General features: G+C 70.4%; 24 protein-coding genes, 1 tRNA gene and 1 pseudogene. 14 read left to right on the top strand and 12 right to left on the bottom strand.

Features of this window, described 5'->3' with window-relative positions; translation table 11 throughout:
- Positions 1-5 precede the first annotated feature (5 nt).
- Complete coding sequence (locus tag ACMXN5_RS11395) at positions 6-332, bottom strand: rhodanese-like domain-containing protein (protein WP_439675165.1); 327 nt, start codon at positions 330-332, stop codon at positions 6-8.
- 43 nt (positions 333-375) lie between these two features.
- Here ACMXN5_RS11395 and ACMXN5_RS11400 point away from each other — a divergent pair, with 43 nt between their 5' ends.
- Positions 376-1,014 (top strand): TetR/AcrR family transcriptional regulator, encoded by a 639-nt coding sequence (locus tag ACMXN5_RS11400; protein ID WP_439675166.1) that lies wholly within the window; start codon positions 376-378, stop codon positions 1,012-1,014.
- A gap of 34 nt (positions 1,015-1,048) precedes the next feature.
- On the top strand, positions 1,049-1,492 hold the full coding sequence (locus ACMXN5_RS11405; RefSeq protein WP_439675167.1) for a PPOX class F420-dependent oxidoreductase: 444 nt from the start codon (positions 1,049-1,051) through the stop codon (positions 1,490-1,492).
- Between the two features lie 223 nt (positions 1,493-1,715).
- Here the strand turns inward: ACMXN5_RS11405 and ACMXN5_RS11410 are convergent, their stop codons facing one another.
- Both ACMXN5_RS11410 and ACMXN5_RS11415 read right to left on the bottom strand, forming a co-directional pair.
- The gene (locus ACMXN5_RS11410) at positions 1,716-2,165 is read right to left on the bottom strand and encodes an SUKH-3 domain-containing protein (protein WP_439675168.1); all 450 of its coding nucleotides are present in this window, start codon (positions 2,163-2,165) and stop codon (positions 1,716-1,718) included.
- On the bottom strand, positions 2,166-2,729 hold the full coding sequence (locus tag ACMXN5_RS11415; RefSeq protein WP_439675169.1) for a hypothetical protein: 564 nt from the start codon (positions 2,727-2,729) through the stop codon (positions 2,166-2,168). It abuts the gene before it with no gap.
- A 253-nt stretch (positions 2,730-2,982) separates the two neighbouring features.
- Here ACMXN5_RS11415 and ACMXN5_RS11420 point away from each other — a divergent pair, with 253 nt between their 5' ends.
- A complete protein-coding gene (locus ACMXN5_RS11420; RefSeq protein WP_439675170.1) occupies positions 2,983-3,264 on the top strand; it encodes a hypothetical protein in 282 nt (93 codons plus the stop codon).
- 72 nt (positions 3,265-3,336) lie between these two features.
- On the opposite strand, the gene ACMXN5_RS11425 is transcribed toward ACMXN5_RS11420, so the two are convergent.
- Together ACMXN5_RS11425 and ACMXN5_RS11430 are read right to left on the bottom strand one after the other, a co-directional pair.
- Entirely contained in the window at positions 3,337-3,717 is a 381-nt protein-coding gene (locus ACMXN5_RS11425) for a hypothetical protein (RefSeq protein ID WP_439675171.1), read from the bottom strand.
- A 223-nt stretch (positions 3,718-3,940) separates the two neighbouring features.
- Positions 3,941-4,180 carry a hypothetical protein gene (locus ACMXN5_RS11430; protein WP_439675172.1) on the bottom strand — a complete coding sequence of 80 codons (240 nt, stop codon included), beginning with the start codon at positions 4,178-4,180 and terminating at the stop codon, positions 3,941-3,943.
- Between the two features lie 410 nt (positions 4,181-4,590).
- Between ACMXN5_RS11430 and ACMXN5_RS11435 the strand changes: the two genes are divergently transcribed.
- Positions 4,591-5,331: a GntR family transcriptional regulator gene (locus ACMXN5_RS11435; RefSeq protein WP_439675173.1), complete on the top strand. Its 741-nt coding sequence runs from the start codon at positions 4,591-4,593 to the stop codon at positions 5,329-5,331.
- A 19-nt stretch (positions 5,332-5,350) separates the two neighbouring features.
- Here ACMXN5_RS11435 and ACMXN5_RS11440 read toward each other — a convergent pair whose 3' ends face one another.
- Both ACMXN5_RS11440 and ACMXN5_RS11445 read right to left on the bottom strand, forming a co-directional pair.
- The gene (locus ACMXN5_RS11440) at positions 5,351-6,004 is read right to left on the bottom strand and encodes a hypothetical protein (RefSeq protein WP_439675174.1); all 654 of its coding nucleotides are present in this window, start codon (positions 6,002-6,004) and stop codon (positions 5,351-5,353) included.
- Positions 6,005-6,059: 55 nt separating this feature from the next.
- A complete protein-coding gene (locus ACMXN5_RS11445; RefSeq protein WP_439675175.1) occupies positions 6,060-7,259 on the bottom strand; it encodes an MFS transporter in 1,200 nt (399 codons plus the stop codon).
- 174 nt (positions 7,260-7,433) lie between these two features.
- On the opposite strand from ACMXN5_RS11445, the gene gndA reads away from it, so the two are divergent.
- A complete protein-coding gene (gndA, locus tag ACMXN5_RS11450; RefSeq protein WP_439675176.1) occupies positions 7,434-8,870 on the top strand; it encodes an NADP-dependent phosphogluconate dehydrogenase in 1,437 nt (478 codons plus the stop codon).
- Between the two features lie 52 nt (positions 8,871-8,922).
- On the opposite strand, the gene ACMXN5_RS11455 is transcribed toward gndA, so the two are convergent.
- The 3 genes from ACMXN5_RS11455 to ACMXN5_RS11465 form a co-directional block, all read right to left on the bottom strand.
- Positions 8,923-9,480 (bottom strand): hypothetical protein, encoded by a 558-nt coding sequence (locus ACMXN5_RS11455; protein WP_439675177.1) that lies wholly within the window; start codon positions 9,478-9,480, stop codon positions 8,923-8,925.
- 209 nt (positions 9,481-9,689) lie between these two features.
- A tRNA-Leu gene (locus ACMXN5_RS11460) sits at positions 9,690-9,773 on the bottom strand.
- A 182-nt stretch (positions 9,774-9,955) separates the two neighbouring features.
- Positions 9,956-10,549 (bottom strand): TetR/AcrR family transcriptional regulator, encoded by a 594-nt coding sequence (locus ACMXN5_RS11465; protein WP_439675178.1) that lies wholly within the window; start codon positions 10,547-10,549, stop codon positions 9,956-9,958.
- Positions 10,550-10,787: 238 nt separating this feature from the next.
- Here ACMXN5_RS11465 and ACMXN5_RS11470 point away from each other — a divergent pair, with 238 nt between their 5' ends.
- Together ACMXN5_RS11470 and ACMXN5_RS11475 are read left to right on the top strand one after the other, a co-directional pair.
- Positions 10,788-12,254, top strand: coding sequence for a purine-cytosine permease family protein (locus tag ACMXN5_RS11470; protein ID WP_439675179.1), 1,467 nt, complete (start codon positions 10,788-10,790; stop codon positions 12,252-12,254).
- 42 nt (positions 12,255-12,296) lie between these two features.
- Positions 12,297-13,940, top strand: a complete 1,644-nt coding sequence (locus ACMXN5_RS11475) for an amidohydrolase (protein WP_439675180.1) — start codon at positions 12,297-12,299, stop codon at positions 13,938-13,940.
- A gap of 457 nt (positions 13,941-14,397) precedes the next feature.
- On the opposite strand, the gene bcp is transcribed toward ACMXN5_RS11475, so the two are convergent.
- Entirely contained in the window at positions 14,398-14,874 is a 477-nt protein-coding gene (bcp, locus tag ACMXN5_RS11480; protein WP_439675181.1) for a thioredoxin-dependent thiol peroxidase, read from the bottom strand.
- 252 nt (positions 14,875-15,126) lie between these two features.
- Between bcp and ACMXN5_RS11485 the strand changes: the two are divergent.
- The 6 genes and pseudogenes from ACMXN5_RS11485 to ACMXN5_RS11510 all read left to right on the top strand — a co-directional run bounded on the left by ACMXN5_RS11485 (position 15,127) and on the right by ACMXN5_RS11510 (position 19,741).
- A pseudogene (locus ACMXN5_RS11485) lies at positions 15,127-16,166 on the top strand (energy-coupling factor ABC transporter permease).
- 1 nt (position 16,167) lies between these two features.
- Positions 16,168-16,929: a cobalt ECF transporter T component CbiQ gene (cbiQ, locus tag ACMXN5_RS11490; RefSeq protein WP_439675182.1), complete on the top strand. Its 762-nt coding sequence runs from the start codon at positions 16,168-16,170 to the stop codon at positions 16,927-16,929.
- 66 nt (positions 16,930-16,995) lie between these two features.
- Complete coding sequence (locus ACMXN5_RS11495; RefSeq protein WP_439675183.1) at positions 16,996-17,751, top strand: energy-coupling factor ABC transporter ATP-binding protein; 756 nt, start codon at positions 16,996-16,998, stop codon at positions 17,749-17,751.
- Positions 17,752-17,968: 217 nt separating this feature from the next.
- Positions 17,969-18,343 (top strand): DUF3618 domain-containing protein, encoded by a 375-nt coding sequence (locus ACMXN5_RS11500; protein ID WP_439675184.1) that lies wholly within the window; start codon positions 17,969-17,971, stop codon positions 18,341-18,343.
- Positions 18,344-18,594: 251 nt separating this feature from the next.
- Positions 18,595-18,897: a GroES family chaperonin gene (locus ACMXN5_RS11505; RefSeq protein WP_052173837.1), complete on the top strand. Its 303-nt coding sequence runs from the start codon at positions 18,595-18,597 to the stop codon at positions 18,895-18,897.
- A gap of 181 nt (positions 18,898-19,078) precedes the next feature.
- A complete protein-coding gene (locus ACMXN5_RS11510) occupies positions 19,079-19,741 on the top strand; it encodes an RICIN domain-containing protein (protein ID WP_439675185.1) in 663 nt (220 codons plus the stop codon).
- 30 nt (positions 19,742-19,771) lie between these two features.
- Here the strand turns inward: ACMXN5_RS11510 and ACMXN5_RS11515 are convergent, their stop codons facing one another.
- Positions 19,772-21,223 (bottom strand): catalase, encoded by a 1,452-nt coding sequence (locus tag ACMXN5_RS11515; protein ID WP_395789809.1) that lies wholly within the window; start codon positions 21,221-21,223, stop codon positions 19,772-19,774.
- A 237-nt stretch (positions 21,224-21,460) separates the two neighbouring features.
- On the opposite strand from ACMXN5_RS11515, the gene ACMXN5_RS11520 reads away from it, so the two are divergent.
- A complete protein-coding gene (locus tag ACMXN5_RS11520) occupies positions 21,461-22,510 on the top strand; it encodes an LLM class flavin-dependent oxidoreductase (RefSeq protein ID WP_439675186.1) in 1,050 nt (349 codons plus the stop codon).
- Positions 22,511-22,574 lie beyond the last annotated feature (64 nt).

Genomic DNA, 22,574 nt, shown 5'->3' on the forward strand with positions numbered 1-22,574 from the left:
GAGGATCAGGCGGACTCGGTGGGCAGCCCGGCGCCGACCCAGTCCTCGATGCCCTCGGCGTACTTGCGCACGTTCGTGTACCCGAGGTGCGTCAGCCGATCGGCCACCTGGCCGCTGTTCGGGCAGGCCGGGTTCGAGCAGTAGGTGACGATCGCGGCGTCCCGGTCCGGCAGCAGCGTCGGCGCCAACGTGTCCACGTCGTCCCGAACCAGGGCAACGGCCCCCGGCAGGTGCTGCTTGGCCCAGTACTCCCCACCGAGCGCGTCGACGACGGTCACGCCGCCGCCGGCGATCTCGGCGCGCAGTTCGTCCCGGGTGATGAGTGCGGTCATGGCGATGCCTCCATCTCACAGAGAATCGGACTATAGTCCGCTTGTGCCTCGAGACATTAACGGACCGCAGTCCGCTTCTGCAATCCCGGTGAGCCTGGACCTGCTCCGCACCCCACCCCCCAAGGAACGCGCCGACGCGGCCCGCAACCGCGCCGCCATCCTGGAAGCCGCCGCGACCCTCTTCGCCGAACACGGCGTCGCAGCCGTCTCCATGGACCAGATCGCCACGGCGGCCGGCGTCGGCAAGGGCACCCTGTTCCGCCGCTTCGGCGACAAGTCCGGCCTGGCCACGGCCCTGCTGGACGCAAGGGAACGCGCTCTGCAAGAGGCCATCCTCAGCGGCCCACCCCCACTGGGCCCGGGCGCCCCGGCGGAGGAACGCCTACCGGCATTCCTCAACGCCTACCTGGACTACCTCCTGGAACACCTCGACCTGATCCGCATGTCGGAGACCTCGACCCCGGGCGCCCGCTACCGGATCGGCGCATACCGCTTCTGGCACCGCCACGTGGCAATCCTGCTTCCCCCGAAAACCCCGGATCCGACCTACTCGGCCCACGCGCTACTGGCCCCACTGTCCGCGGAACACGTAACGGCCCTACTCCCGGACCTGGGCCCGACCCGCATCCGAGAGGGCATCCTCCACCTGGCCGAATCAACAACCCGAACCCCGCCCCGCTGAGTATCGAAGACCCACCCCGGGCAGGAAGTGCCTCATGGTGGAACTACCCGCGGACACCCGCCGGATGATCGAAACGCCACACATCTGGTACGTGGCAACGATCAACAAGGACGGATCCCCCCACGTCAGCCCGATGTGGCTGGGCCTCGACGGCGACCTGCCCCTGATCAACACCGCGATCGGCCGCATCAAGGAACAGAACCTGCGCCGCGATCCACGCATCTGCCTGTCCCTGGCAGACCCGGCGAACCCCTACGACCGAGTACAAATCCGCGGCCACGCCACGGACTTCATCCAGGGCCCCGAGGCGGACCAGAACATGGACAAGCTTGCTCACGCCTACGTGGGCACCGAACGCTACGAATGGCGAGTCCCCGGCGAACAACGAGTAATCATCCTGATCGAACCCACCAAAGTCCGCCGCGTGGTCGGAGTAGAACCCTTCCCCAAAGGAACCCCGGGCTCAACCACCCCATAGGCCTGTAACCGATTCCCACCGAGACGGCGGAGCATACCGAGGCCACGGACCCGACATCGACTGGCTCATCGACTCGACAAGCCCTGGGCGCAAATCGTCGCCGAATCAAGTCTCAGGCAACAACGGTCAATCACCCTGATCGAGCCCACGAGAGTCCGCCGCGTAGCGGGAATAGAATCCTTCCCTCAGGAGCAGGCCCAGGCACAAACATCCCCTGCGATCGTCAATCACTCCGGACTGGTGGATAAATTCTTTCCGGCCCGACCCCGGTAACCAGGAATTCCAGAGCCAAATCCCCGGGGCCATACCTGAGTGCCACCGCCGCGACGAGGTATACGATACCTTCCTCGTCGATCGCCAGAAAAAACTCCCCTAGCCCAATTTCTCCCAGCGGAAAGAATTTGCGACCGTACGATTCGGAGAGCTCGGCAAACCTGTCCTCTTCCCCGACGGCAAGTTCCGGGTCGAACTCGAATGGTTCCCGCGCACGCGTAACCCCAGGGCCGCCATGCTCCACTCGAATTCCACCGAACTCTCGCAGGAAATCTTCTGCCGCCACATGCCAAGCGAAATTCGGAATCGATGCCTTCCATGGATCGAGATCGACTCGACGACCCGGAACCCAGCCGGCTTGTCGAAGGACACTCTCCACTTCAGGCGAGAATCTGACCATCTACGGTGCCATCCTGAAATCGATATCGTAATGCTTGACGAGAACCTTGCAGCTGTCGCACGGGCCAATGAGCCGTTTGAAGTTCGTGTTCGTACGCCTTCGACCGAGCGTAGCGGCGGCGGTTGCCCCAGTGGGATCGAGACCGGCGTCCAAGGCTTCCGTCAACTGAACTGGGAACAGGGCTGGCTCGGCTACCCCACCTCCGACGAGTTCACCGTCGCCAACGGCGACACCCGTGAAAGCTTCCAGGGCGGCTACGTCCGCTTCAACCCCACGACCACCTCCGCGGCGGATCACCACCCCGACGACCGCACCGCCCACCTGCGCACCGACCTGTCCGGCGACTTCAACGGCGACGGACGCGCCGACATGCTCACCGTCTACAACGTCGGCTCCGGCGCCAGCGCCTTCCACACCCTCATCGCCCGACCCACCGGCGGCTACGACCCGCCCCGCAACGCCTGGACCGCCCACCTCGGCTGGTTCGACTACGACCGCGCGAAATGGACCACCGGAGACTTCAACGGCGACGGACGCACCGACACCGCCATGATCTACGACCACGGCGACAACTCCATCGGCACCTACACCTGGATCGCCAAACCCGACGGCACCTTCAACGACCCCGTCGCCGGCTGGCGCGCCGCGCCCAACACCTGGGACGCCAAGTCCGCCAATACGTCACCGGCGACTTCAAGGGCGACGGACGCACCGACATCGGCGCCATGTACGGCTGGTCCGACTCCAGCGTCACCCTCCACACCCTCCTCGCCGACCCCACCGGCAAACTCACCGCACCCGTGCAGTCCTGGCGCGCGTGCCCCCCGCCGCCTGGTACTGGTCCGACGTCAAACTCACCGCCGGCGACTACAACGGCGACGGAAAAGCCGACGTCGTCGCCTTCTACGACTACGGCGCCGGCCACTCCGCCATGTTCACCTTCCTCGCCAAACCCGACAACACCGGCGGATTCCAGGACCCCCTGAAATCCCGCGACACCCCCAACGGCGCCACCACCGCATTCGTCTTCAAAGCCCGCCCCGACGGCGGCTTCGACGGCGGCGACGCCGCGTGGGAGGCGCCGCCCGGGACCTGGTGACCTTCCGATCCGCATACACACCGGGGCCTCGTCCGAGCCGGCCGGCTCGGACGAGGCCCCGTGCGCCACGCGTCACGTCGACTCGCCCACGGGGACCGGCCGGGCCGTGGTGTCGGCCGTCGATTCCGCAGGTGGAAGCAACATCTCCGGGGTCAGGACGCATTCGTCGCGGATGCCTCGGGCCACCACCATCGTGCTGCCGATCGAGCCGGTGACGTGTTGGGGGTCCAGGTCGGTGGCCAGGAACCACGAGGTGGGGCCGGCGGTGCCCGGAGACCAGCCGCAGCAGCCGGATACCCAGTCGTGGTGGACCAGTTCGGCGACCAGGCCGAGGCCCCGGCCGTGGTCGAAGCGGCGCGGTGGGGCGAGTGGGGGCCGTAGCCGTACGGGGTCCAGGTCGGGCGCGGTACCACCTCGCGGATGCCGACGTATACGACGGGGGCGAACTCCCATTCCCCGCCGTCGATTTGCACCAGTTTGGCCTTGATCCCGACGATCAGCCACTCCGCCTCCGAGCGCAGTGCGGCGTCCGCGACCAGCTCGGAGGCCATGAGAACCAGGCTCTGCCGCGATTCGTCGAGCAGCCGAAGCTGGTCGCTCACCCGCCCGACGGTCCCGCGCACCTCGCGGGCCGATTCCCGCGCGACGGGCACGGGCTTGGCAATGGCAATCTCGCTCATCGCCGCCGCTCCGCCGAGCCGTCGACCCCGTCCAGGGCCCGAGTCAGATAAGCGTGCAACAGCTCCGCCCCCACGCCGTCGAGTCGCAAAGCGGTCTCCCCGACGGCCTCGCCCCCAGCCCCCTCACGCAGCACCAGCGGCACCACGATCAACCCGCTCCCCTTGTCCCGAACCGGCCGACAGCCGGACTTGACGGTGGTGAACGCGCCTTCCGGCACGTTGGGATCGCAAGTCATGGGGTGCCTCCTTGGGGCATGGTGTGCGGACCGCCGGACGATCCGTCGCGATGGATGACCTGGCCGGGCAGGATGTGAACGAGCACGGCCTGAAGGGCAAGAACGACGTGCCGCCCCTGCCTGTGCGTCAGTCGGAAGCACGCCCACTCCTCGTCGAACCCCCGCCCGAAACGCAGTGCGAGTTCAATGGGCCGCTCGGGATCCACGGACAAACGAACACGCACTGCGTGGGGTTCTTGATCGCTCACGCGCGCTCCCATGGGTCGGGCTTCATCGATCGGCCGGCCCGACCGAGCGCAGCCGACCGCCGTGCAACCGTCCCCTATCGCTGGGAGGCGCCTCGATCTATAGTGTTCTAGAACACCTCAACAAATCCATAACCGCTCTAGAGTGCACTAGAATAGAAAGGTGTGACCGTGGCCGGCGCACAGGGATTGCCGCCGTATCGGCGGATCGCGGCTGAGATTCGGGCCCGGATCGATCGGGGTGAACTGCGACCCGGCGATCGGGTGCCGTCCGTGCGGGAGATCGTCGAGGCCGAGAACGTTTCGATTGCCACCGCCACCCGGGTCGCCGCCGTGCTCCGCGCGGACGGCTACGCCGAATCGATTCCTGGGGTCGGGACCATCGTCACCACGCCGCGACGCCTGACCACGGGGCCGGACCGCTTGGCGCTCCTCAGGGCGACAGGGACCGGCTTCCGCTCCGGCGAGAGGGTCGAGATCCTGAGTGCGGAACTTGTCGTGGGCACCGGTCATGTAACCGATGCGCTGGGCCTGGCGAATGGCACGGAAGTCGTGCGCAGACGACGGTTGTATCGCGACGACGAGGGCGTGATCGCTCTCTCGACGTCCTGGCTTTCCGGGCAACTCGCCGAGGTGGCGCCAGAGTTGTTGGTCGCCGAGCCGTTGCCGACAATGACGTTCGGTCTCGTCGAGGATCGCTCCGGACGCCGGGCCATCCGACGTCGCGATGTGGTCGCGCTGCGGCCGGTACCGGAAGACGCGGCCGGGATCATGGGTGTCGAACCGGGGACCCCGGCGCTGACCATGACGAACCTGTACTGGGACCAGCACGACAATCCGACCGAGTACGCGATGGATATTCTCGGCGCAGGTCGTGAGTTGTCGGCTGACTACGCTCTCGATTGAGGCTGGCATCTCGCGGAGTTCAGTGGGCTGCCGGGATCGCGGTGGCTGCTTGCCAGGCTTGCTCGTGGGGGATTTCCGTGCCTGGGGTGTGGCCGGCTTCGATGTGGGTCAGGACGGATTCGATGTAGTGGCTTTGGCCGTCCGTGCGCATCGGGGCGATCTTCGCGGCGGCGAATTTGCGGATCGTGCTTGCGTCGGCGTCGGTCCACAGGCAGTCCGTGGCCAGGGCCAAGCGGGTCAGGACGTACTCGAACGTCGCGTGGGAGAACTGGAGTTCCGAGCCCGCCGGCGGTTCGAGCGTGGGATGGGCGGTGAAGCCGCGGAGTTTGACCAGGGCGTCGGGCTCCGGGACGAAGCGGCCCTCCTCCGGGGGTTCGAGGGCCTCCAGGTAGGCCAGGCCGTTGCGCAGCCGCTGGGTGACCCCCTGCTCCGTGCGCTCCGAGACGCAGCGGCCGACGAGTTCGGCGCCGTTGAGGGCCAGGTGTGCGGCGGCGAGGTACTGGGCCTGCGCCACCAACGACCCCGCCGCCGACACGAATTCGCGCAGCACGCCCGCCGTGTGGAGGTACTTGCAGGCGTAGGGCGATATCCCGTAGCGCGCGGAGGCCGGTGCCCAGACCTCGGCCTCACCGCGCGGCAGGGCGTGTCGGGTACGTCGGATCGATGGCTTCATGGCCCCATGGGTACCGCCGCCCCCGACCCTCGGACAACCGGATTTCGCCGCCGGATCACTCCGGCGGCGACTCGGCGGCCGGGGAGCGCGGAAGCAGCGGGATGGCCACCAGCGACACCAACAGCGTCCCGGCGCCCGCCAGTTGGATGGCCCCCGTACCGCCCAGGGCGGTGGTGACGGGACCCCCGACGGCCGTGCCCGTGAGGTTGGCCGCATTCAGCCCCGCGCCGGAGCCGGCGAAGGCGCGGCCTCGGGTCTCGGGTGGAACCCGGGCGTGGATCAGGTTGCGGATGGCCAGGTTGGCCAGCACGTTGGCCGCACCCATCAGCACGAACGCGGCGACGGCGACCGGGAATACCGCCGCGGTGGCACCGACCAGCAGACAGCAGCCCGACAACATGCCGGCGCCGACCAGCACGGCCGGTTGCCGGTCCGGCGGGATCCGCCCACCCAGCAACACGGCGGCCAGGAGCATCCCGGCCATGTGCGCGCTGATCAACCAGCCGTAGCCGGCGTCGTCCACACGCAGATCGTCCCGGGCGAAGAAGACCCGCGCCACATTCAGGATCCCGGTGAACACGACCGCCACGGCGAACGTCGGGATCGCCACCCGCAACACCCGATCACCGCCGAGCACGCCGACCCCGGCGCGCACCTGACCGAACCACCCCGGCCGGTCCCGCCCGCCCGTCACCGGCTCGCGCCGAATCCGCAGCGCCACGAACGCGACCGACATCACCGCGTAAGACACGACGTTCCCGAGCAGGACCACCCGATCACCCACCCCGGCGACCGCCAACCCGGCCGCCGCCGGGCCCGCCACATTGCCGACCGAGCGAAACGCCTCCATCCGCGCATAGCCCCGCGCCGCGCCCTCGTCCCCCACGATCTCCGGCACCAGCAACTGCAACGTCGGCGACACCACCGCCAACCCGGCCCCGAGCAGCGCCAGCAGCACGATGACGCCCACCAGATTCGTGGTGACCACCAACCCCAGCGCCACCACCGCCTGAAGCCCGGTCACAACGACCACCAACCGACCGCTCTCCGCCCGGTCCACCAGCGGCGCGGCCAACGGCCCCACCACCACGATCGGCAACACACTCGCCACCACCAAGGCCGAGATCGCCGCGCCCGATCGGCCTTGATCGTGTAATCGCAGGACCAGCACGACCATCGCCATCTGATCCCCCATCGCCGACAACCCATAGGTCGCGGCCACCACCGACAGCACGACTTCGCGATTCCGGCGCATCCACGGATGTTGCCGGCCCCCACCGACTCGCGCACCACCCGCGCACCTGCGGCCACCGACACCGCCCACCCGCCCGCCGGCGTGTTGCGGCCGGAAGGGATTAACCGCTCCCGCACACGATGTTGTCCGAGTGATCACGGATGATCATCACCATCGCCGACAGGAGCTGACGACATGGCGGAGCGCGCACACATCGGTGTCACCGGACTGGCCGTGATGGGCCGCAACCTGGCCCGCAACTTCGCCCGACACGGGCACACCGTCGCCGTGCACAACCGAACCTCGGCCAAGACCCGAGCACTGGTCGACGAGTTCGGCCACGAGGGCGACTTCCTACCCGCCGACACCGCCGAGGAGTTCGTCGCCCTCCTCGAACCGCCCCGCCGCCTGGTGATCATGGTCAAGGCCGGCGCCCCCACCGACGCGGTGATCGACGAGTTCGCCGCGCTCCTCGAACCCGGCGACATGATCGTCGACGGCGGCAATGCGCACTTCGCGGACACCCGCCGCCGCGAGGCCGCGCTGCGCGAGCGCGGGATCCACTTCGTCGGCACCGGCATCTCCGGCGGCGAGGAGGGCGCGCTGCTCGGCCCGAGCATCATGCCGGGCGGCTCCCCCGAGTCGTACGCGGCGCTCGGCCCGATCCTGGAGGACATCGCCGCGAAGGTCGACGGGGTCCCCTGTTGCACGCACATCGGCCCGGACGGCGCCGGTCACTTCGTCAAGATGGTGCACAACGGCATCGAGTACGCCGACATGCAGCTGATCGCCGAGGCGTACGACCTGCTCGGCCGCGCCGCCGGGTTGCGGCCGGCCGAGATCGCCGAGGTGTTCAAAGGCTGGAACTCCGGCCGCCTGGAGTCGTACCTGATCGAGATCACCGCCGACGTACTCGCCCACACCGACGCCGACACCGGCCGGCCGTTCGTCGACGTGGTCCAGGACCGCGCCGAGCAGAAGGGCACCGGGCGCTGGACCGTACAGACCGCGCTGGACCTGGGGGTTCCGGTCAGCGGCATCGCCGAGGCGGTGTTCGCCCGCTCGCTGTCCGGCCACACCGACATCCGCGCGGCGGGCCGGGGCCTGCCCGGACCGACGCCCACCACGCTCGACGCGGAGGCCGCGGCGCGCTTCGCCGACGACGTCGAGCAGGCGCTGTACGCGTCCAAGATCGTGGCGTACGCGCAGGGCATCCACCAGATCGAGGCGGGCAGCACCGAGTACGACTGGGCGATCGACCCGGGCAAGGTCGCCGAGATCTGGCGCGGCGGCTGCATCATCCGGGCCCGCTTCCTGGACCGGATCCGCGAGGCGTACGACTCCCCGCAGCGGCCCGACTCACTGCTGAGCGCCGACTACTTCCGCGACGCGCTCGCCGGTGCCCAGGACGCGTGGCGCCGCGTGGTCGCCACGTCGGCCGAACTGGGCATCCCCGCACCGGGGTTCGCCGCCGCCCTCGCCTACTACGACGGCCTGCGCTCGCCGCGCCTGCCCGCCGCGCTGATCCAGGCCCAGCGCGACTTCTTCGGCGCGCACACCTACCGCCGGGTGGACCGCGACGGCTCCTTCCACACCGAGTGGTCCCGCGACCGCACGGAACACGCGGTCTGACCGAGGTCGGCGAACCCGGCGGGGGCGCCCACCCCGTCCCCGCCGGAAGCCCTCACTCCCAACGCCCCGCCAACAACCGCGTCATCGCGCCCGTCAACGACCCGCGCAACTGCCGCCGCACCGCCGGCGTCAGATGGCGCAGCCACAGGTGCGCCGCCCGATCGCCCATCAACCCCACGCACAGCAGCGGATCCTCGAACAGGAACCCCAAAGCGTGCCAGCTCATGCACGCGTCCGGATCGGGGTCCACGGCCGGCACGTGCCGGATGCCCACCGCCGCGAGCGCCGATGCGCAGATCAGACAACACGCGTGGGCGGCGTCCTTGAACTCGCCCGTCTCCAGCGGCAGTCCGAGCATCCGGGCCTGATGCAGGCAGTCCATCTCGGCGTGTAGTCCACGCTTGGCCGAGCCCTCGAAGATCCGCCGACCGAAGCTCATCACGCAGTCGGCCTCGCCCCGCGCCGGCAGTCCCCGCCCGGACGACTCGACCCGCTCGGCGGCGGTCCGCACCCACCCGACCCACTCGCCGGCGATCTTCGGCACGATCATGTCCGCGGGCGGCATCTGCGCTCGGCCGCCGGCAACCTTCGGACAGTACTCGCAGTGCATGGCGCCTCCCCAAAGACGACATGCCGAAAGCTAGCGTGGGCGGGGTCGACGCCACCAGCACAAGACCGGCCGAAACCCGGCGGAAACCCACCGGAACGAACACCGGGTACGCACCGGGAGCACACACCGGGCAGAGACGCCGGGAACAACGCCGGAAACAACGCCGGGGGCAGTCACCGGGGACGAAACACCAAGGAAAAACACCGTTGTGCGGCCGAAGGGACTCGAACCCTCATATCCTCTCGGACGGCAGGACCTAAACCTGCTGCGTCAACCAATTGCGCCACGGCCGCGTACGACCGGCCTTCGCGACGATGCCCCGAGGCCGGCCAGGGCTCATGTTAGTGCCCCGAGCTGCGGCCGGCCGGCACATATCGGCCACGACCAACCGTCCGGCCGGCACTCGGAACACACCACACCACCCCGAAACCAACCATCCGGCACCCTGGCGCGTGTCTTCAAGCCCCCGCCGAGCTCAGCCGAGCAGCCGCCCCGTCGCCCGCCGCGCCAACACCAGCGCCCCTTCGCGCGTGGTCCCGCCCAGCCCCAGGACCGTTCGCGTACTCAGCCCCTCGAGCAGCGCCAGCAACTCGGACGCCGCCACCGCCGGATCGTCGACGACGAGCACCCCCTTGGCCGCCCCCCGGGCCAGCACCGCGGCCAGGTCGCGTTGCCACCCGAGGTCGATCTCGTCCTGCGCGGCCAGGAGTTCCGCGTTGCCCGCCGTCCGGGCCCACAGCTCCACCCAGAGCATCCAGCGCGGATCGCGCGGGCCGACCGGCAGGTACAGGTCCAGGAACAGATCCAACTTACGATCGGCGGCGACCCGGCGGGCGAGCAACCGGGTGCGCTCCTCGGTCAGCCGGTCCTCGCTCCAGCGCAGCGCCGCCAGGAGCAGCTGATCCTTGCTGCCGAAGTAGTACAGGATGTGCCCGCCGCTGGTGCCCAGGCGCTCGGCCAGACCGGACATGGTCAGCGCGGCCAGGCCGTTCTCGGCGATCGCCGCGACGGCCTCCTCCAGCATCCGGTCCTGCGCGATCCGACCGTCGCGCCGCCTCGTGGCCACCACCGATACCGCCTCTCGACCGCGCGACCACCCCGCCCGCGCAAGGGCTCGACCCTACTCCCCCGACGCCGCGAACCTTGAACGACGGTCAAATTCTCCCCCTCTTCGGCACGAACTCTTGACACCCTCCCCCACCTCGGCGCACCTTGAGTGACGTTCAAAGTTCTTGAATGCCATTCAAGCTTTCGGCCGGGCCGCGCACCACGAACGACCGAGCCGCACACCACGAAGAGGAGGTCCGGTGTCCCTGCCCCACACGGACTCCGCGAACGCCGCCGGAAGCGCCGCCCGAAGCGCCCTCCCCCGCGACGCTCCGCACACCACCCCGTCCGGCACCGGCGTCGCCTCCGACGAGCTGTTCCAGGTGGAGACACACGGGATCGACCCGATCCCGGACCACGAGCGCCACGGCAGCGCCAGGGACGTCTTCTGGCTATGGTTCGGCTCGAACCTCTCCTTCACCTTCGTGATCAACGGCACCCTCGCGGTGATGTTCGGGTTGTCGTTCTGGGCGGCGATCGCCGTAGTCGTGATCACCGGCCTGTCCTTCTTCGCGGTCGGCGCCCTCGGCCTCGCCGGCGTCCGCACCGGCACCGCGACCCTGGTGATCTCGCGCGCCGCGTTCGGCGTACACGGCAACTTCCCCGCCGGCCTGCTCAACTGGGTCGTCGGGATCGGCTACACCATCCTCAACACCGTGGTCGGCACCTTCGCCCTCGAAGGGCTGTTCGCCAAGCTCGGCTGGGCGGGCGGCGACCTCGCCCGGGTGGTCGCGCTGGCGATCACCCTCTCGCTCACCTTCGCGGTGGCGATGTGGGGGCACGCCACCGTGCAGGCCGCGGAGCGCTGGATGGCCTACGTCCTGGGCATCGGCTTCGGTCTGCTGATCCTGTTCGTGGTCCCCGGCCTGCAGACCGGCGACGCGCCCGAGACCTCGAACACGTTCCACGCGATCTCGCTCGCCGTGCTGGTCATGGTCGCCGGCCCGATCTCCTACCTGCCGATGCCCTCGGACTACACCCGCTACCTGCCCCGGGACACCTCGCTGCGCTCGATCACCCTGTGGGGCGCGGCCGGCGGGATGCTCTCGTCGGTGCTGCTCGGCGTACTCGGCGTGGCCGCCGCCACCCAGGCGGACATGAGCGACCCGGTGGCGGGCGTGGCCGACCTGGTGCCCGGCTGGTTCGAGGCGCCGTTCCTGCTGCTCGTGGTGGGCGGCTCGATCACCAACTCGATCCTGACCCTGTACTCCTCCAGCCTGAACCTCCAGGTCCTCGGCATCCCGTGGTCGCGCTCCAGGGGCATCCTGGTCAGCACCGCGTTCATCCTGGTCGGCTCGTTGTGGGCGCTGTTCAACGGCAACTTCACCGACAACCTGACCAGCTTCCTGTCCGTGCTCGTGGTGGTCTTCGCGCCGTGGGGCGGCGTGTTCATCGCCGACACGCTGATGCGCCGCTGCCGCTACGACGCCGCCGGCCTGCACGACATGCGCGGCGGCGCCTACTGGTACACCCGCGGCTTCCATCCCGCCGGGATGATCGCGCTCGGCGCCGGCATCGTCTTCGCCGCGCTGACCGCCGAGTCCGCGCTGTGGACCGGCGCGCTCGTGGAGACCTTCGACGGCGACTTCACGCTGCTCGGCGCGGTCGTCTCCGGACTTCTCTACTGGGCCCTCGCCCGCCGCGAACCGCAGTTCGCCAAGCACTGATCCACCCGCACCAGACCCCCATCACCCTCTGGAGTTGTCACCGTGTCCCGCACCGCCGACCTGGTCCTGCGCAACGCGCTCATCCACACCGTCGATCCCGAGCTGCCCGAGGCCGAGGCGCTGGCCGTCCGGGACGGGCGGATCGCCTGGGTGGGCGCGGACGCCGACGCGGCGGCCTGGATCGGTCCGGAGACCACCGTGCTCGACGGCGCCGGACGGCGGGTGCTGCCCGGCTTCATCGACGCGCACAACCACGTCCGGCTCGGCTCGGACGACGCCTGCGTACAGCTCGCGGGAGCGCGCACGTTGGCAGACATCCACGCACGGATCGGCGCCTGGCTGGCGGCCAACCCGGACGCCGAGTGGATCGAGGCGGAGGCGTTCGACTACTCGGCGATCCCCGACGGGCGCATGCCGCGCGCGAGCGACCTCGACCCGGTCACCGGCGACGTGCCGGCCTTCGTACTCAGCTACGACGTACACACGGCGTGGCTCAACAGCGCCGCGATCAAGCGGCTCGGCATCGCCCGGGACAGCGACGTGCTGCCCTTCGGCCGGGTGGACAAGGACCCGGAGACGGGCGAACCGACGGGCTTCGTCAAGGACTTCGCGGTGCGCGGGCTCTCCCGTGACGGGCATCGGGCGCTGCGGGAGCTGGGCGTGCCGTGGGCCTCGGCCGACCGGCAGTACGGGCGGCTGGCCAAGAGCCTGGACGACGCGATCCGGTTCGGCATCACCACCGTGGTCGAGCCGCAGAACTCGCTCGACGACCTGGCCCTGTACACCCGGGCGCGGCACGAGGGTCGGCTGCGCTCGCGAATCGTCGCGGCGCTGTTCCACCCGCGCGGCACGACCGACGCAGACCTGGACGAGTTCGCGGCGGCGGCACGGGAGTTCGCCGACGACCGGCTGCGGGTAGGGCCGCTGAAGCTGTACATCGACGACGTGGTCGAGCCGCGCACCGCCGCGCTCCTGGAGCCGTATCGCGGGTGCGCCCGTCATCGGGGCGAGACGTTCTACCCCGCGTCGGAGTTCGCCGATCTGCTGGCGCGGCTGGACGGTCGGGGCTTCCAGTGTTTCGTGCACGCGACCGGCGACCGGGGCATCCGCACGGTCCTGGACGCGGTCGAGCACGCCCGGGCGGTCAACGGCGAGCGGGACGCGCGGCACCAGGTGGTGCACGTGGAGTGCCTGGATCCGGCGGACGTGCCCCGCTTCGCGGAACTGGGCGTGGTGGCGTGCATGCAGCCCAGGCACTGCGCGCCGGAGATCGCGGGGCCGGGGCAGGACTGGGCGGAGAACGTCGGCGAGGAGCGCTGGCACAAGGCGTGGCCGATGCGGAGCCTGCGGGCCGCCGGGGCGGTCCTGGCGCTGTCCAGCGACTGGAACGTGGCCGAGATGGACCCGATGGTCGGCGTGTACACGGCGCTCACGCGCGCGCCGCTGGCCGGCGGGGCGGCGTGGATCCCGGAGGAGACGCTCGACGTGGAGGCCACGATCCACGGCTACACGATGGGCTCGGCCTACGCGAACTTCCTGGAACACGAGCGCGGTTCGCTCACCGTCGGCAAACTCGCCGACTTCGTCGTACTCTCCCGCGACATCCTGCGGGTCGCGCCCGCGGAGATTCCGGGCACGATCTGCGAGGTCGTCGCGGTCGGCGGCGAGGTCGTCCACACGGCCTAGCGGCGAGCCTTGCGGGGGCAGGCCGGCCTGCGGCCCACCTCGGCCTCAAACGCCGGCCGGGCTAACTTACCCGGCCTCCGGCCGAGGTGGCCTCAAACGCCGGCCGGGCTGGATTTTGCTCAGCCCAGCCGAGCACCGAGACCACCACCCGAATTCAGGCCATGCCGACATCAGCCCGGCCGGCGCTTGAGGCCGCCCGCCCGGACTCCGGGCCGACCCAACACAGTCGGCCCGGGTCGAATCCAGCCCGGCCGGCGTTTGAGGCCGGCCACCCGGACACGGGCCAACCCAACCTCAGCCCGGCCGGCGCTTGAGGCCGCCCGCCCGGGCTCCGGGCCGACCCATGCAAAGCCCGGCCGGCGCTTGAGGCCGCCTGGCCGGGCTCCGGGCCGACCAACCCGGCAGCCCGGCCGGCGCCTGAGGCCGGCCAACCCGACCCCGGGCGACAGGCCGGACCTCAGGCGGCTTCGAGCTTGAGGTCCTTGAGGAGCTTGGCCACGTGGCCCGTCGCGCGGACGTTGTACAGGGCGCGTTCCACCTTGCCGGTCTCGTCGACGACGAATGTGGAGCGGATCACGCCCTTGACCGTCTTCCCGTACATCGTCTTCTCGCCGAAGGCCCCGTACGCCTCCAGCGTGGCCTTGTCCGGGTCGGCCAGCAGCGTCACCCGCAGGTTCTCCTTCTCCCGGAACTTGACCAGCTTCTCCGGCTTGTCCGGCGAGATGCCCAGCACGTCGTAGCCGGCCCCGGCCAGCAGGTCGAGGTTGTCGGTGAAGTCGCACGCCTGCTTGGTGCAGCCCGGGGTCAGCGCGGCCGGGTAGAAGTACACGATGACCTTGCGGCCCGCGTAGTCGGACAGCGAGACGGACGCACCGTCGGCGTCGGACAGGGTGAAGGCGGGGGCGGTGTCGCCCGCCTGGAGGCGGTCGCTCACGAAGAACTCCTCGAATCGAATCGCTCGGCAACGCAAAACGTACGCCGCAACGCTAGCGCCGCGGTCGGACCGATCCCGGCCGCGCACCCCCGGCCGGCCGCACGTCCCCGGGGCGCGTTCTTCGTCAAAGCAGGGCAAAAACCGACGCCCGAGCGCCCTTGTTGCCACCATCACCCAATTGCAAGCCTTTTGCAGGTGCGCCCGGACGTCATAGGATCCCTCCGCCGAATCCGGCATTTCGGGAGGGGCCACATGCACATACCCAACGGCTTCATCGACGGCCCCGTATCCGCGGGCGCCGGCGTGATCGCGGTCGCCGGCGTCGCCGTCGGCCTGCGCGGCGCACGCCGCGAGCTGGACGAGCGCACCGCGCCGCTCGCCGGCCTGGTCGCGGCCTTCGTCTTCGCCGTCCAGATGCTCAACTTCCCCGTCGCGGGCGGCACCAGCGGCCATCTGCTCGGCGGCACGCTCGCCGCGATCCTGGTCGGCCCGTACACCGGCGTGTTGTGCGTGGCGGTCGTACTGCTGATGCAGGGCCTGTTCTTCGCCGACGGCGGACTGACCGCGCTCGGCCTGAACATCACCATCATGGGCGTCGTGACGGTCGTGGTCGGCTACGGCCTGTACCGCCTCGCCCTCGGCCTGCTGCCCGCCCGGCACTCGTCCGTGCCGATCGCCGCGTTCGTCGGCGCGCTGGTCTCGGTGCCCGCCGCCGCCTGCGTGTTCACCCTCTTCTACGCGATCGGCGGCACCACCGACGTGTCCATCGGCAAGGTGGCCGGCGCGATGATCGGCGTGCACGTGCTGATCGGCATCGGCGAGGCGATCATCACCGCCGCCACCGTCTCCAGCGTGCTGGCGGTGCGGCCCGACCTCGTCCACGGCGCGCGCGGCCTGGCGCGTCCCCTCGAACTGCGCTCGGCTGGGGAGACCCGATGACCCGCGTCCGTACCCGCACCCTGCTGATCGCCGGGGCCGTGCTCGCCCTGGTCCTGGCCGGATTCGTCAGCTACTACGCCAGCCAGAGCCCGGACGGCCTGGAGAAGGTGTCCGCCGACAAGGGCATCGACGCCAAGGAGCAGGACCACCAACTCAAGGACGGCCCGCTGGCCGACTACAACGTCAAGGGTGTGCACAACGAACGCCTGTCCGGCGGCCTGGCCGGCGTGATCGGCGTCGCGGCCACCCTCGCCGTCGGCACCGGCGTGTTCTGGCTGGTCCGACGCCGTCCGGTCGACGCCGCCCCGGCGCGGCCCGCCCGCGACGCCGTCGACTCGGGCAGCGGCAGCTGACATGGCCGGCGGACCCGAACACCGGCTCTTCCGCCCGGGCGACTCACCCGTGCATCGACTGCCGCCGCACTGCAAGCTGCTCGCGCTGATCGGCTTCGTCCTGGCGACGGTGTCCACCCCGCGCGAGGCCTACTGGGCCTTCGGCGCGTACGCGGCGCTGCTCGCGGTCGTCGCCGCCCTCGCCCGCGTCCCGGCCGGCTTCGTGCTGCGCCGCATGCTGGTGGAGACCCCGTTCGTGCTCTTCGCGCTGCTCCTGCCCTTCGTGGCCGACGGCCCGACGGTCGAGGTGCTGGGCCTGACGGTCAGCCACGACGGCCTGCTCGGCGCCTGGAACGTGCTCGCCAAGGGCACCCTCGGGGTCGTCGCCGGCGTGCTGCTGGCGGCCACCACCGAACTGCGCGCCCTGCTGCTCGGCCTGCAGAAGTTGCGCATGCCGGCGCTGCTCGTGCAGATCATGTCGTTCATGCTGCGCTACGGCTCGGTGATCACCGCCGAGATGGGTCGGATGCGGATCGCCCGCGAATCTCGCGGCTTCGTCGCGCGCGACCTGCGCCAGACCCCGACGGTGGCCAAGTCGGCCGGCGCGCTGTTCATCCGCTCCTACGAGCGCGGCGAGCGGGTGCACCTGGCGATGCTCAGCCGCGGGTACACCGGGACCATGCCGATCCTCGTGGACACCCGGGCCGGCGCCGCCCAGTGGGCCGCCGCCGCGACGCTGCCCGCGGCGGCGTTCGCGGTGTGGGCGGGGGCGCTGCTCCGGTGACCTCGCGCGTGATCGGACAATCGCGGGATCCGCGACACCGCGCGACCCGAGAACGGAGTACCCCACGTGAGTGAGTCCCCGCCCCCCTCCCTCGCCGTCCGCGGCCTCGCCTACGCCTACCCGGACGGCCACCAGGCCCTGTTCGGCGTCGACCTGACCATCGCCCGCGGCGAACGGGTCGCCCTGCTCGGCCCCAACGGCGCCGGCAAGACCACCCTCGTCCTGCACCTGAACGGAATCCTGACCGCCGGCGCCGGCACCGTCGAGGTGGCCGGACTGCCCGTGGCCACGGAGCACCTGCGCGAGATCCGCCGCCGGGTCGGCATCGTCTTCCAGGACCCGGACGACCAGCTGTTCATGCCCACCGTCCGGGAGGACGTCGCGTTCGGCCCGGCCAACCTCGGCCTGCGCGGCGCCGCGCTGGAGGAGCGGGTGCGGCACGCGCTCGACCGGGTGGGCATGGCCGACTTCGTCGACCGGCCGCCACACCACCTCAGCTACGGCCAGCGCCGCCGGGTCGCGGTGGCCACGGTGCTGGCGATGGAGCCGGAGATCCTGGTCCTGGACGAGCCGTCGTCGAATCTGGACCCGGCGAGCCGACGCGAATTGGCCGACGTGCTCCGTTCGCTCGACGTCACGGTGCTGATGGTGACCCACGACCTGCCCTACGCGTTGGAGCTGTGTCCACGTTCGGCGGTGCTCGCGGGCGGCGTGGTGGTCGCCGACGGGGACACCCGCGACCTGCTCCTGGACCGCGACCTGATGGCCGCCCACCGACTCGAACTGCCCTACGGTTTCGACCCGTCCTCGGTCCCGGCGTAGCCGCCCGCAGCGCGCCGACGCACGCCACGGGACCCGGTTGACCCGGGGCCGGGGAGGTAACTGACAGACTTGGGCGACATACGAGCGCAGGAGCCGGGGAGGACGGGTTGTGAGCGACCACGGGCGGGAACTGTCTCCGGCGGAGTTGGAGCGGCAAGGCCGGGCGGCATTGGGCCGTCCGGTGACGGCACACGCTGAGCGGAGTCGGGTGGAGTCGGTGAACGGTGCACACAAGGCTGACGTTTCGAACGCCGGGCACGGGGACGGCAAGTCCGCCGGCCACGATGTGAACGGTGCCCCCGACCGGCGTACGCCCCAGCAGATCGAACGGGAGATCGAGGAGGCCCGGGCCAACCTGGCGGTGACCCTGGACGAGATCGTCGACCGGGTGAAGCCGGCCAACGTCGCGGCCCGCGCGAAGGACAAGGTACGGGCGCAGTTCATCGACAGCGACACCGGCGCACCGCGCATGGAGCACATCGTGCCGCTCGCGGGCGGCGTGGCCGGGCTGGTCCTGCTGGTCGTCCTGGTCAAGAGCCGGGGCCGCGACAAGGCCGCGGCGAAGAAGGCCAAGGCCGCCAAGAAGCGCTGACCGCCGCGGCACGCCGGTCGGGCCGACGCCCGGCCCGACCGCGTGCGGCTCGGCCGAGGCCGATTCGGGGCCGTTTCCGGGTCGAAACCGATCCGGGACCGATTCCGGGCCGAAGCGGATCGGGACATCACACCTCCCGGTGACGCACGTTCGGCCTCGGACGGGTAGCTTGTCGAAGCGTGAGTTCCGACAGGTCCCAGTCTTCGAGCAACAACACCGCCCACGACCTCGGCGAGAAGCTGCCCATCCGCATGCTGCACGACCGTGTCCTGGTCCGCCAGGACGCGGCGGAGGGTGAGCGCCGCTCCGGCGGCGGCATCCTGATCCCCGCGACCGCGCAGGTCGGCAAGCGGCTGGCGTGGGCCGAGGTGGTCGCGGTCGGCCAGAACGTCCGCACCGTCGAGCCGGGCGATCGTGTCCTGTACGACCCCGAGGAGCGCGCCGAGGTCGAGGTGCGCGGGGTCCCGTACGTACTGCTGCGCGAACGCGACCTGCACGCGGTCGCCGCCGAACGCATCGAGGTCTCCGGCGAGGCCACCGGCCTGTACCTCTAGCCCGCTCCACCCCGCCCCGACGCCGACCGATCCGGCGGATCGACCGCGGCGTCCTCCGCACGCCGGATGGTGAGTCCGTTCACCATCCGGCGGCCCACACCGGCCGATTCACCCCTTGGGGTGAACTCTTCTGCCAGGATGTCCCGATCCGCGGGAAGACCGGCCACGAGGAGAGGGACAGATGCCGCGACGTCGGATCTGGATAGCGGCGCTGTGCGCGGTCGCCTTGGCGGGCTTCCTGGCCGGCGGCCTGGTCGGCGTGTTCGACGGTGGCGACGGGGGTTCCTCGCATGCCGCGGCGACCTCGCCGGGGCCGACCACGTCGCCCTCGCCGACGGCGGTGACCGCCGGGCAGATCAGCTCCGCGCCGCCGACCACCGCCCCGCCCACCTCGGCGTCGCCGACGCCGTCCAAGACCGCGTCCGCCAAACCGCCGTTGGCCGCGGGCGGGCGCTACGTGCTGCTGCTGCCGGACGGTCGGGCGATGGACGTGATGGGCGCCAGCGACCGGGATCGGGCCGCGGTGATCGCGTACCCGGTGGGACCGGGCAAGGCCAACCAGCAGTGGGTGGTCCGCGACGCGGGCGGCGGCTTCGTCCGACTCGAGTCGGCGCTCTCGCGCAAGTGCCTGGAGGTGTCCGGCGGCCGGGAGCCGCGCGCCTACCAGGACGACTGCGGGCGGGCCGAGAACCAGATGTGGAAGCCGCAGCCCAGCGGTTCCGGCGTGGTCTTCGTGGCCCGCAACGGGGCCGCCCTCGGGCTTGGCGACCAGGTCGGCGGCCAGCAGGGCCTGGGCCTGGTCCCGGTCGGCTCCGGATCGGTGTGGCGGCCCAGCGGCGCCTGAGCGGCGCCGCCGGGCCGTCGGCGGGGTGCGTCAGCCGCCGTTGTACTTCTTCGCGACGCGCGCGCCCAGGTCCGGGTCGACCTTCGTCCAGTATTCGATCACCCGGGGCAACACCTCGGCGGTCACCGGACCGTCGCTCTTCATGTGACCGACGATGTTGCCGACCAGGTGCTCCCGGTCGGTCTCGGACATCACCTTGCGGTACAGCGTGCCCGGCTGGCCGAAGTCGTCGTCCTCGGCGTGCGGCCGGTAGGCCGAGCGCACGATCTCGCCGGCGACCTCGTAGTTCTCGTCCTCGTACGGAGCCGGGTCGGCGACCGGTCCGCCGCGGCTGTTCGGCGCGTACACCGGGTCGCCGTAGTTCTCGTACCGCATCGCGCCGTCCTTGTTGTAGGAGTGCACGGGCACGATCGGCCGGTTGATCGGCAGCTGGAGGTAGTTCGGCCCGATCCGGTAGCGGTGCGTGTCCGGGTAGCTGAACAGCCGGCCCTGGAGCATCTTGTCCGGGCTGGCGCCGATGCCCGGGACCAGGTTGGCCGGTTCGAACGAGGCCTGCTCGACCTCGGCGAAGTAGTCCGCCGGGTTGCGGTTCAACGTCATCCGGCCGACCTCGATCAGCGGGTAGTCGCCGTGCGGCCACACCTTGGTCAGGTCGAACGGGTTGAAGCGGTAGTCGGCCGCCGCCTCGAACGGCATCACCTGGACGTGCAGCGTCCACGACGGGTGGTCGCCGCGGGCGATCGCCTCGCGCAGGTCGCGCAGGTGGAAGTCGCGGTCCTCGCCGGCCATGGCGGCGGCCTCGGCGTCGGTGAAGTTCTCGATGCCCTGGTCGGTCAGGAAGTGGTACTTGATCCAGAACTTCTCCCCGCCCGCGTTCACCCACATGAAGGTGTGGCTGCCGAAGCCGTGCATGTTGCGCCACGTCTTCGGGGTGCCCCGGTCGGACATCAGGAACATCACCTGGTGCGCCGACTCCGGCGAGAGCGTCCAGAAGTCCCACTGCATGTCGTGATCGTGCAGGTGGGTGTCCGAACGGCGCTTCTGCGAGTGGATGAAGTCGGAGAACTTGCTCGGATCCCGGATGAAGAAGATCGGCGTGTTGTTGCCGACCAGGTCGTAGTTCCCGTGCCGGGTGTAGAACTTGATCGCGAATCCGCGCGGGTCGCGCACGGTGTCCGGGAAGCCGAGTTCGCCGGCGACCGTGGAGAAGCGGATGAACATCGGGGTCTCGCGACCCGGCTGGAACAGATCCGCCTTGGTGAACCGGCTCACGTCCTGGGTGACCCGAAACACGCCGTGGGCACCGCCACCCTTGGCGTGCACCACCCGCTCCGGCACCCGCTCTCGATTGAACTGGGCCATCTTCTGGATGACGTAGTGGTCCTGGAGCAGCAGCGGACCGTTGGGTCCGACGGAGAGCGAGAACTCGTCGCTCGGGGCGGGGATGCCCGCGTCGGTCGTGGTCGTGGGGCGTTCGGTCATCGCCGATATCCCTTTCGTGGTCTCGGGTCGTGCGTGGGTCGGGTCCGATTGCTCCTTATGCCCGATGTGCTCTCCGGCACGCCTGGCCGGCGGAACAGCACGGGGTGTACGGCGGTTGCACCTCAAAGCACGAATACGCCTGCGTGCGGAGCGGCGGGCGGAGCGGGACACGGGCCGGAATGCGGCCGGGAACGGGCCGAGTGACGGCCGAGAGCGGGCCGGAGAGAGGGACGCGGAGTGGACGCGGTAAAGCTGTCGGTATTGGACCTGGCACCGGTCGGGACGGGATATTCGGCGACCGAGGCGCTACGGACGAGTACCGAGTTGGCGAAGCGGACCGAACAGTGGGGCTTCCATCGGTTCTGGGTGGCGGAGCACCACAACATGCCCGGCATCGCCAGTTCGTCCCCGCCAGTGCTGCTCGCGCACCTGGCCGCGCACACCACCACGCTGCGCCTGGGTTCGGGCGGGGTGATGTTGCCCAACTACGCGCCGCTCGTGGTGGCCGAGCAGTTCGGCACCCTACAGGCGCTGCACCCGGGCCGGATCGACATCGGCATCGGCCGGGCCCCGGGCACCGACCAGGTCACCATGCGCGCCCTGCGGCGCGGCGGCGGCGCCGAGTCGGTGGACGAGTTTCCGCAGGCGCTCGGCGAGCTGATCGGCTTCGTCACCGGGCGCTTCGCCGAGGAGCACCCGTACGCGCGGATGCACGCCGTGCCGGGTCCCGCGTCCGGAATCGAGGCGGGCGGCGAGTTCGCCACCGCGGAGGCACCGGTGTGGCTGCTCGGGTCGAGCGGTTACAGCGCGCAGCTGGCCGGGATCCTGGGTCTGCCGTTCGCCTTCGCGCACCACTTCAGCGGACAGCACACGCTGCCCGCGCTGGAGCTGTACCGCGAGTCGTTCCAGCCGTCGGCGTCGCTCAAGGAGCCGTACGCGATGATCGCGGCCGGGGTGATCGCGGCCGACACCCGGGAGCAGGCCAAGCGGCTCGCGTTGTCCCAGGCGTTGTCGATGCTGAAGCTGCGCAGCGGCAACCCCGGGCGCATCCCGTCGCCGGAGGAGGCCGAGGCGTATCCGTGGACGCCGGCCGAGCGCGAGTTCGTGGAGAGCTACCAGCGGCAGCACATCAGCGGGGACCTGGCCGACGTGCGCGCGGGCATGCGGGAGTTGCGCGAGCGCACGCAGGTGGACGAGTTGATGGTGGTCAGCAACGTGTACGGGCACGACGCGCGGATCCGGTCGTACGAGTTGATCGCGAAGGCTTGGGGGCTGATCGAGGAGTGAGGGGCGCGCCGCCCGGCGGTGGAGGCCGCCGGGCCGGGCGTGCGCCTCGGCTCGGCGGGCCCTC

It is taken from the genome of Embleya australiensis, from assembly GCF_051903075.1.
In the GTDB taxonomy this organism is placed as follows: domain Bacteria; phylum Actinomycetota; class Actinomycetes; order Streptomycetales; family Streptomycetaceae; genus Embleya.

Bases quoted from the DNA above. Each gene is read 5' to 3' on its own strand.
- ACMXN5_RS11395 (WP_439675165.1), bottom strand. From the start codon at position 332: ATGACCGCACTCATCACCCGGGACGAACTGCGCGCCGAGATCGCCGGC.
- ACMXN5_RS11405 (WP_439675167.1), top strand. From the start codon at position 1,049: ATGGTGGAACTACCCGCGGACACCCGCCGGATGATCGAAACGCCACAC.
- ACMXN5_RS11410 (WP_439675168.1), bottom strand. From the start codon at position 2,165: ATGGTCAGATTCTCGCCTGAAGTGGAGAGTGTCCTTCGACAAGCCGGC.
- ACMXN5_RS11425 (WP_439675171.1), bottom strand. From the start codon at position 3,717: ATGGGAGTTCGCCCCCGTCGTATACGTCGGCATCCGCGAGGTGGTACC.
- ACMXN5_RS11430 (WP_439675172.1), bottom strand. From the start codon at position 4,180: ATGACTTGCGATCCCAACGTGCCGGAAGGCGCGTTCACCACCGTCAAG.
- ACMXN5_RS11440 (WP_439675174.1), bottom strand. From the start codon at position 6,004: ATGAAGCCATCGATCCGACGTACCCGACACGCCCTGCCGCGCGGTGAG.
- ACMXN5_RS11445 (WP_439675175.1), bottom strand. From the start codon at position 7,259: ATGCGCCGGAATCGCGAAGTCGTGCTGTCGGTGGTGGCCGCGACCTAT.
- gndA (WP_439675176.1), top strand. From the start codon at position 7,434: ATGGCGGAGCGCGCACACATCGGTGTCACCGGACTGGCCGTGATGGGC.
- ACMXN5_RS11455 (WP_439675177.1), bottom strand. From the start codon at position 9,480: ATGCACTGCGAGTACTGTCCGAAGGTTGCCGGCGGCCGAGCGCAGATG.
- cbiQ (WP_439675182.1), top strand. From the start codon at position 16,168: ATGGCCGGCGGACCCGAACACCGGCTCTTCCGCCCGGGCGACTCACCC.
- ACMXN5_RS11505 (WP_052173837.1), top strand. From the start codon at position 18,595: ATGCTGCACGACCGTGTCCTGGTCCGCCAGGACGCGGCGGAGGGTGAG.
- ACMXN5_RS11510 (WP_439675185.1), top strand. From the start codon at position 19,079: ATGCCGCGACGTCGGATCTGGATAGCGGCGCTGTGCGCGGTCGCCTTG.
- ACMXN5_RS11515 (WP_395789809.1), bottom strand. From the start codon at position 21,223: ATGACCGAACGCCCCACGACCACGACCGACGCGGGCATCCCCGCCCCG.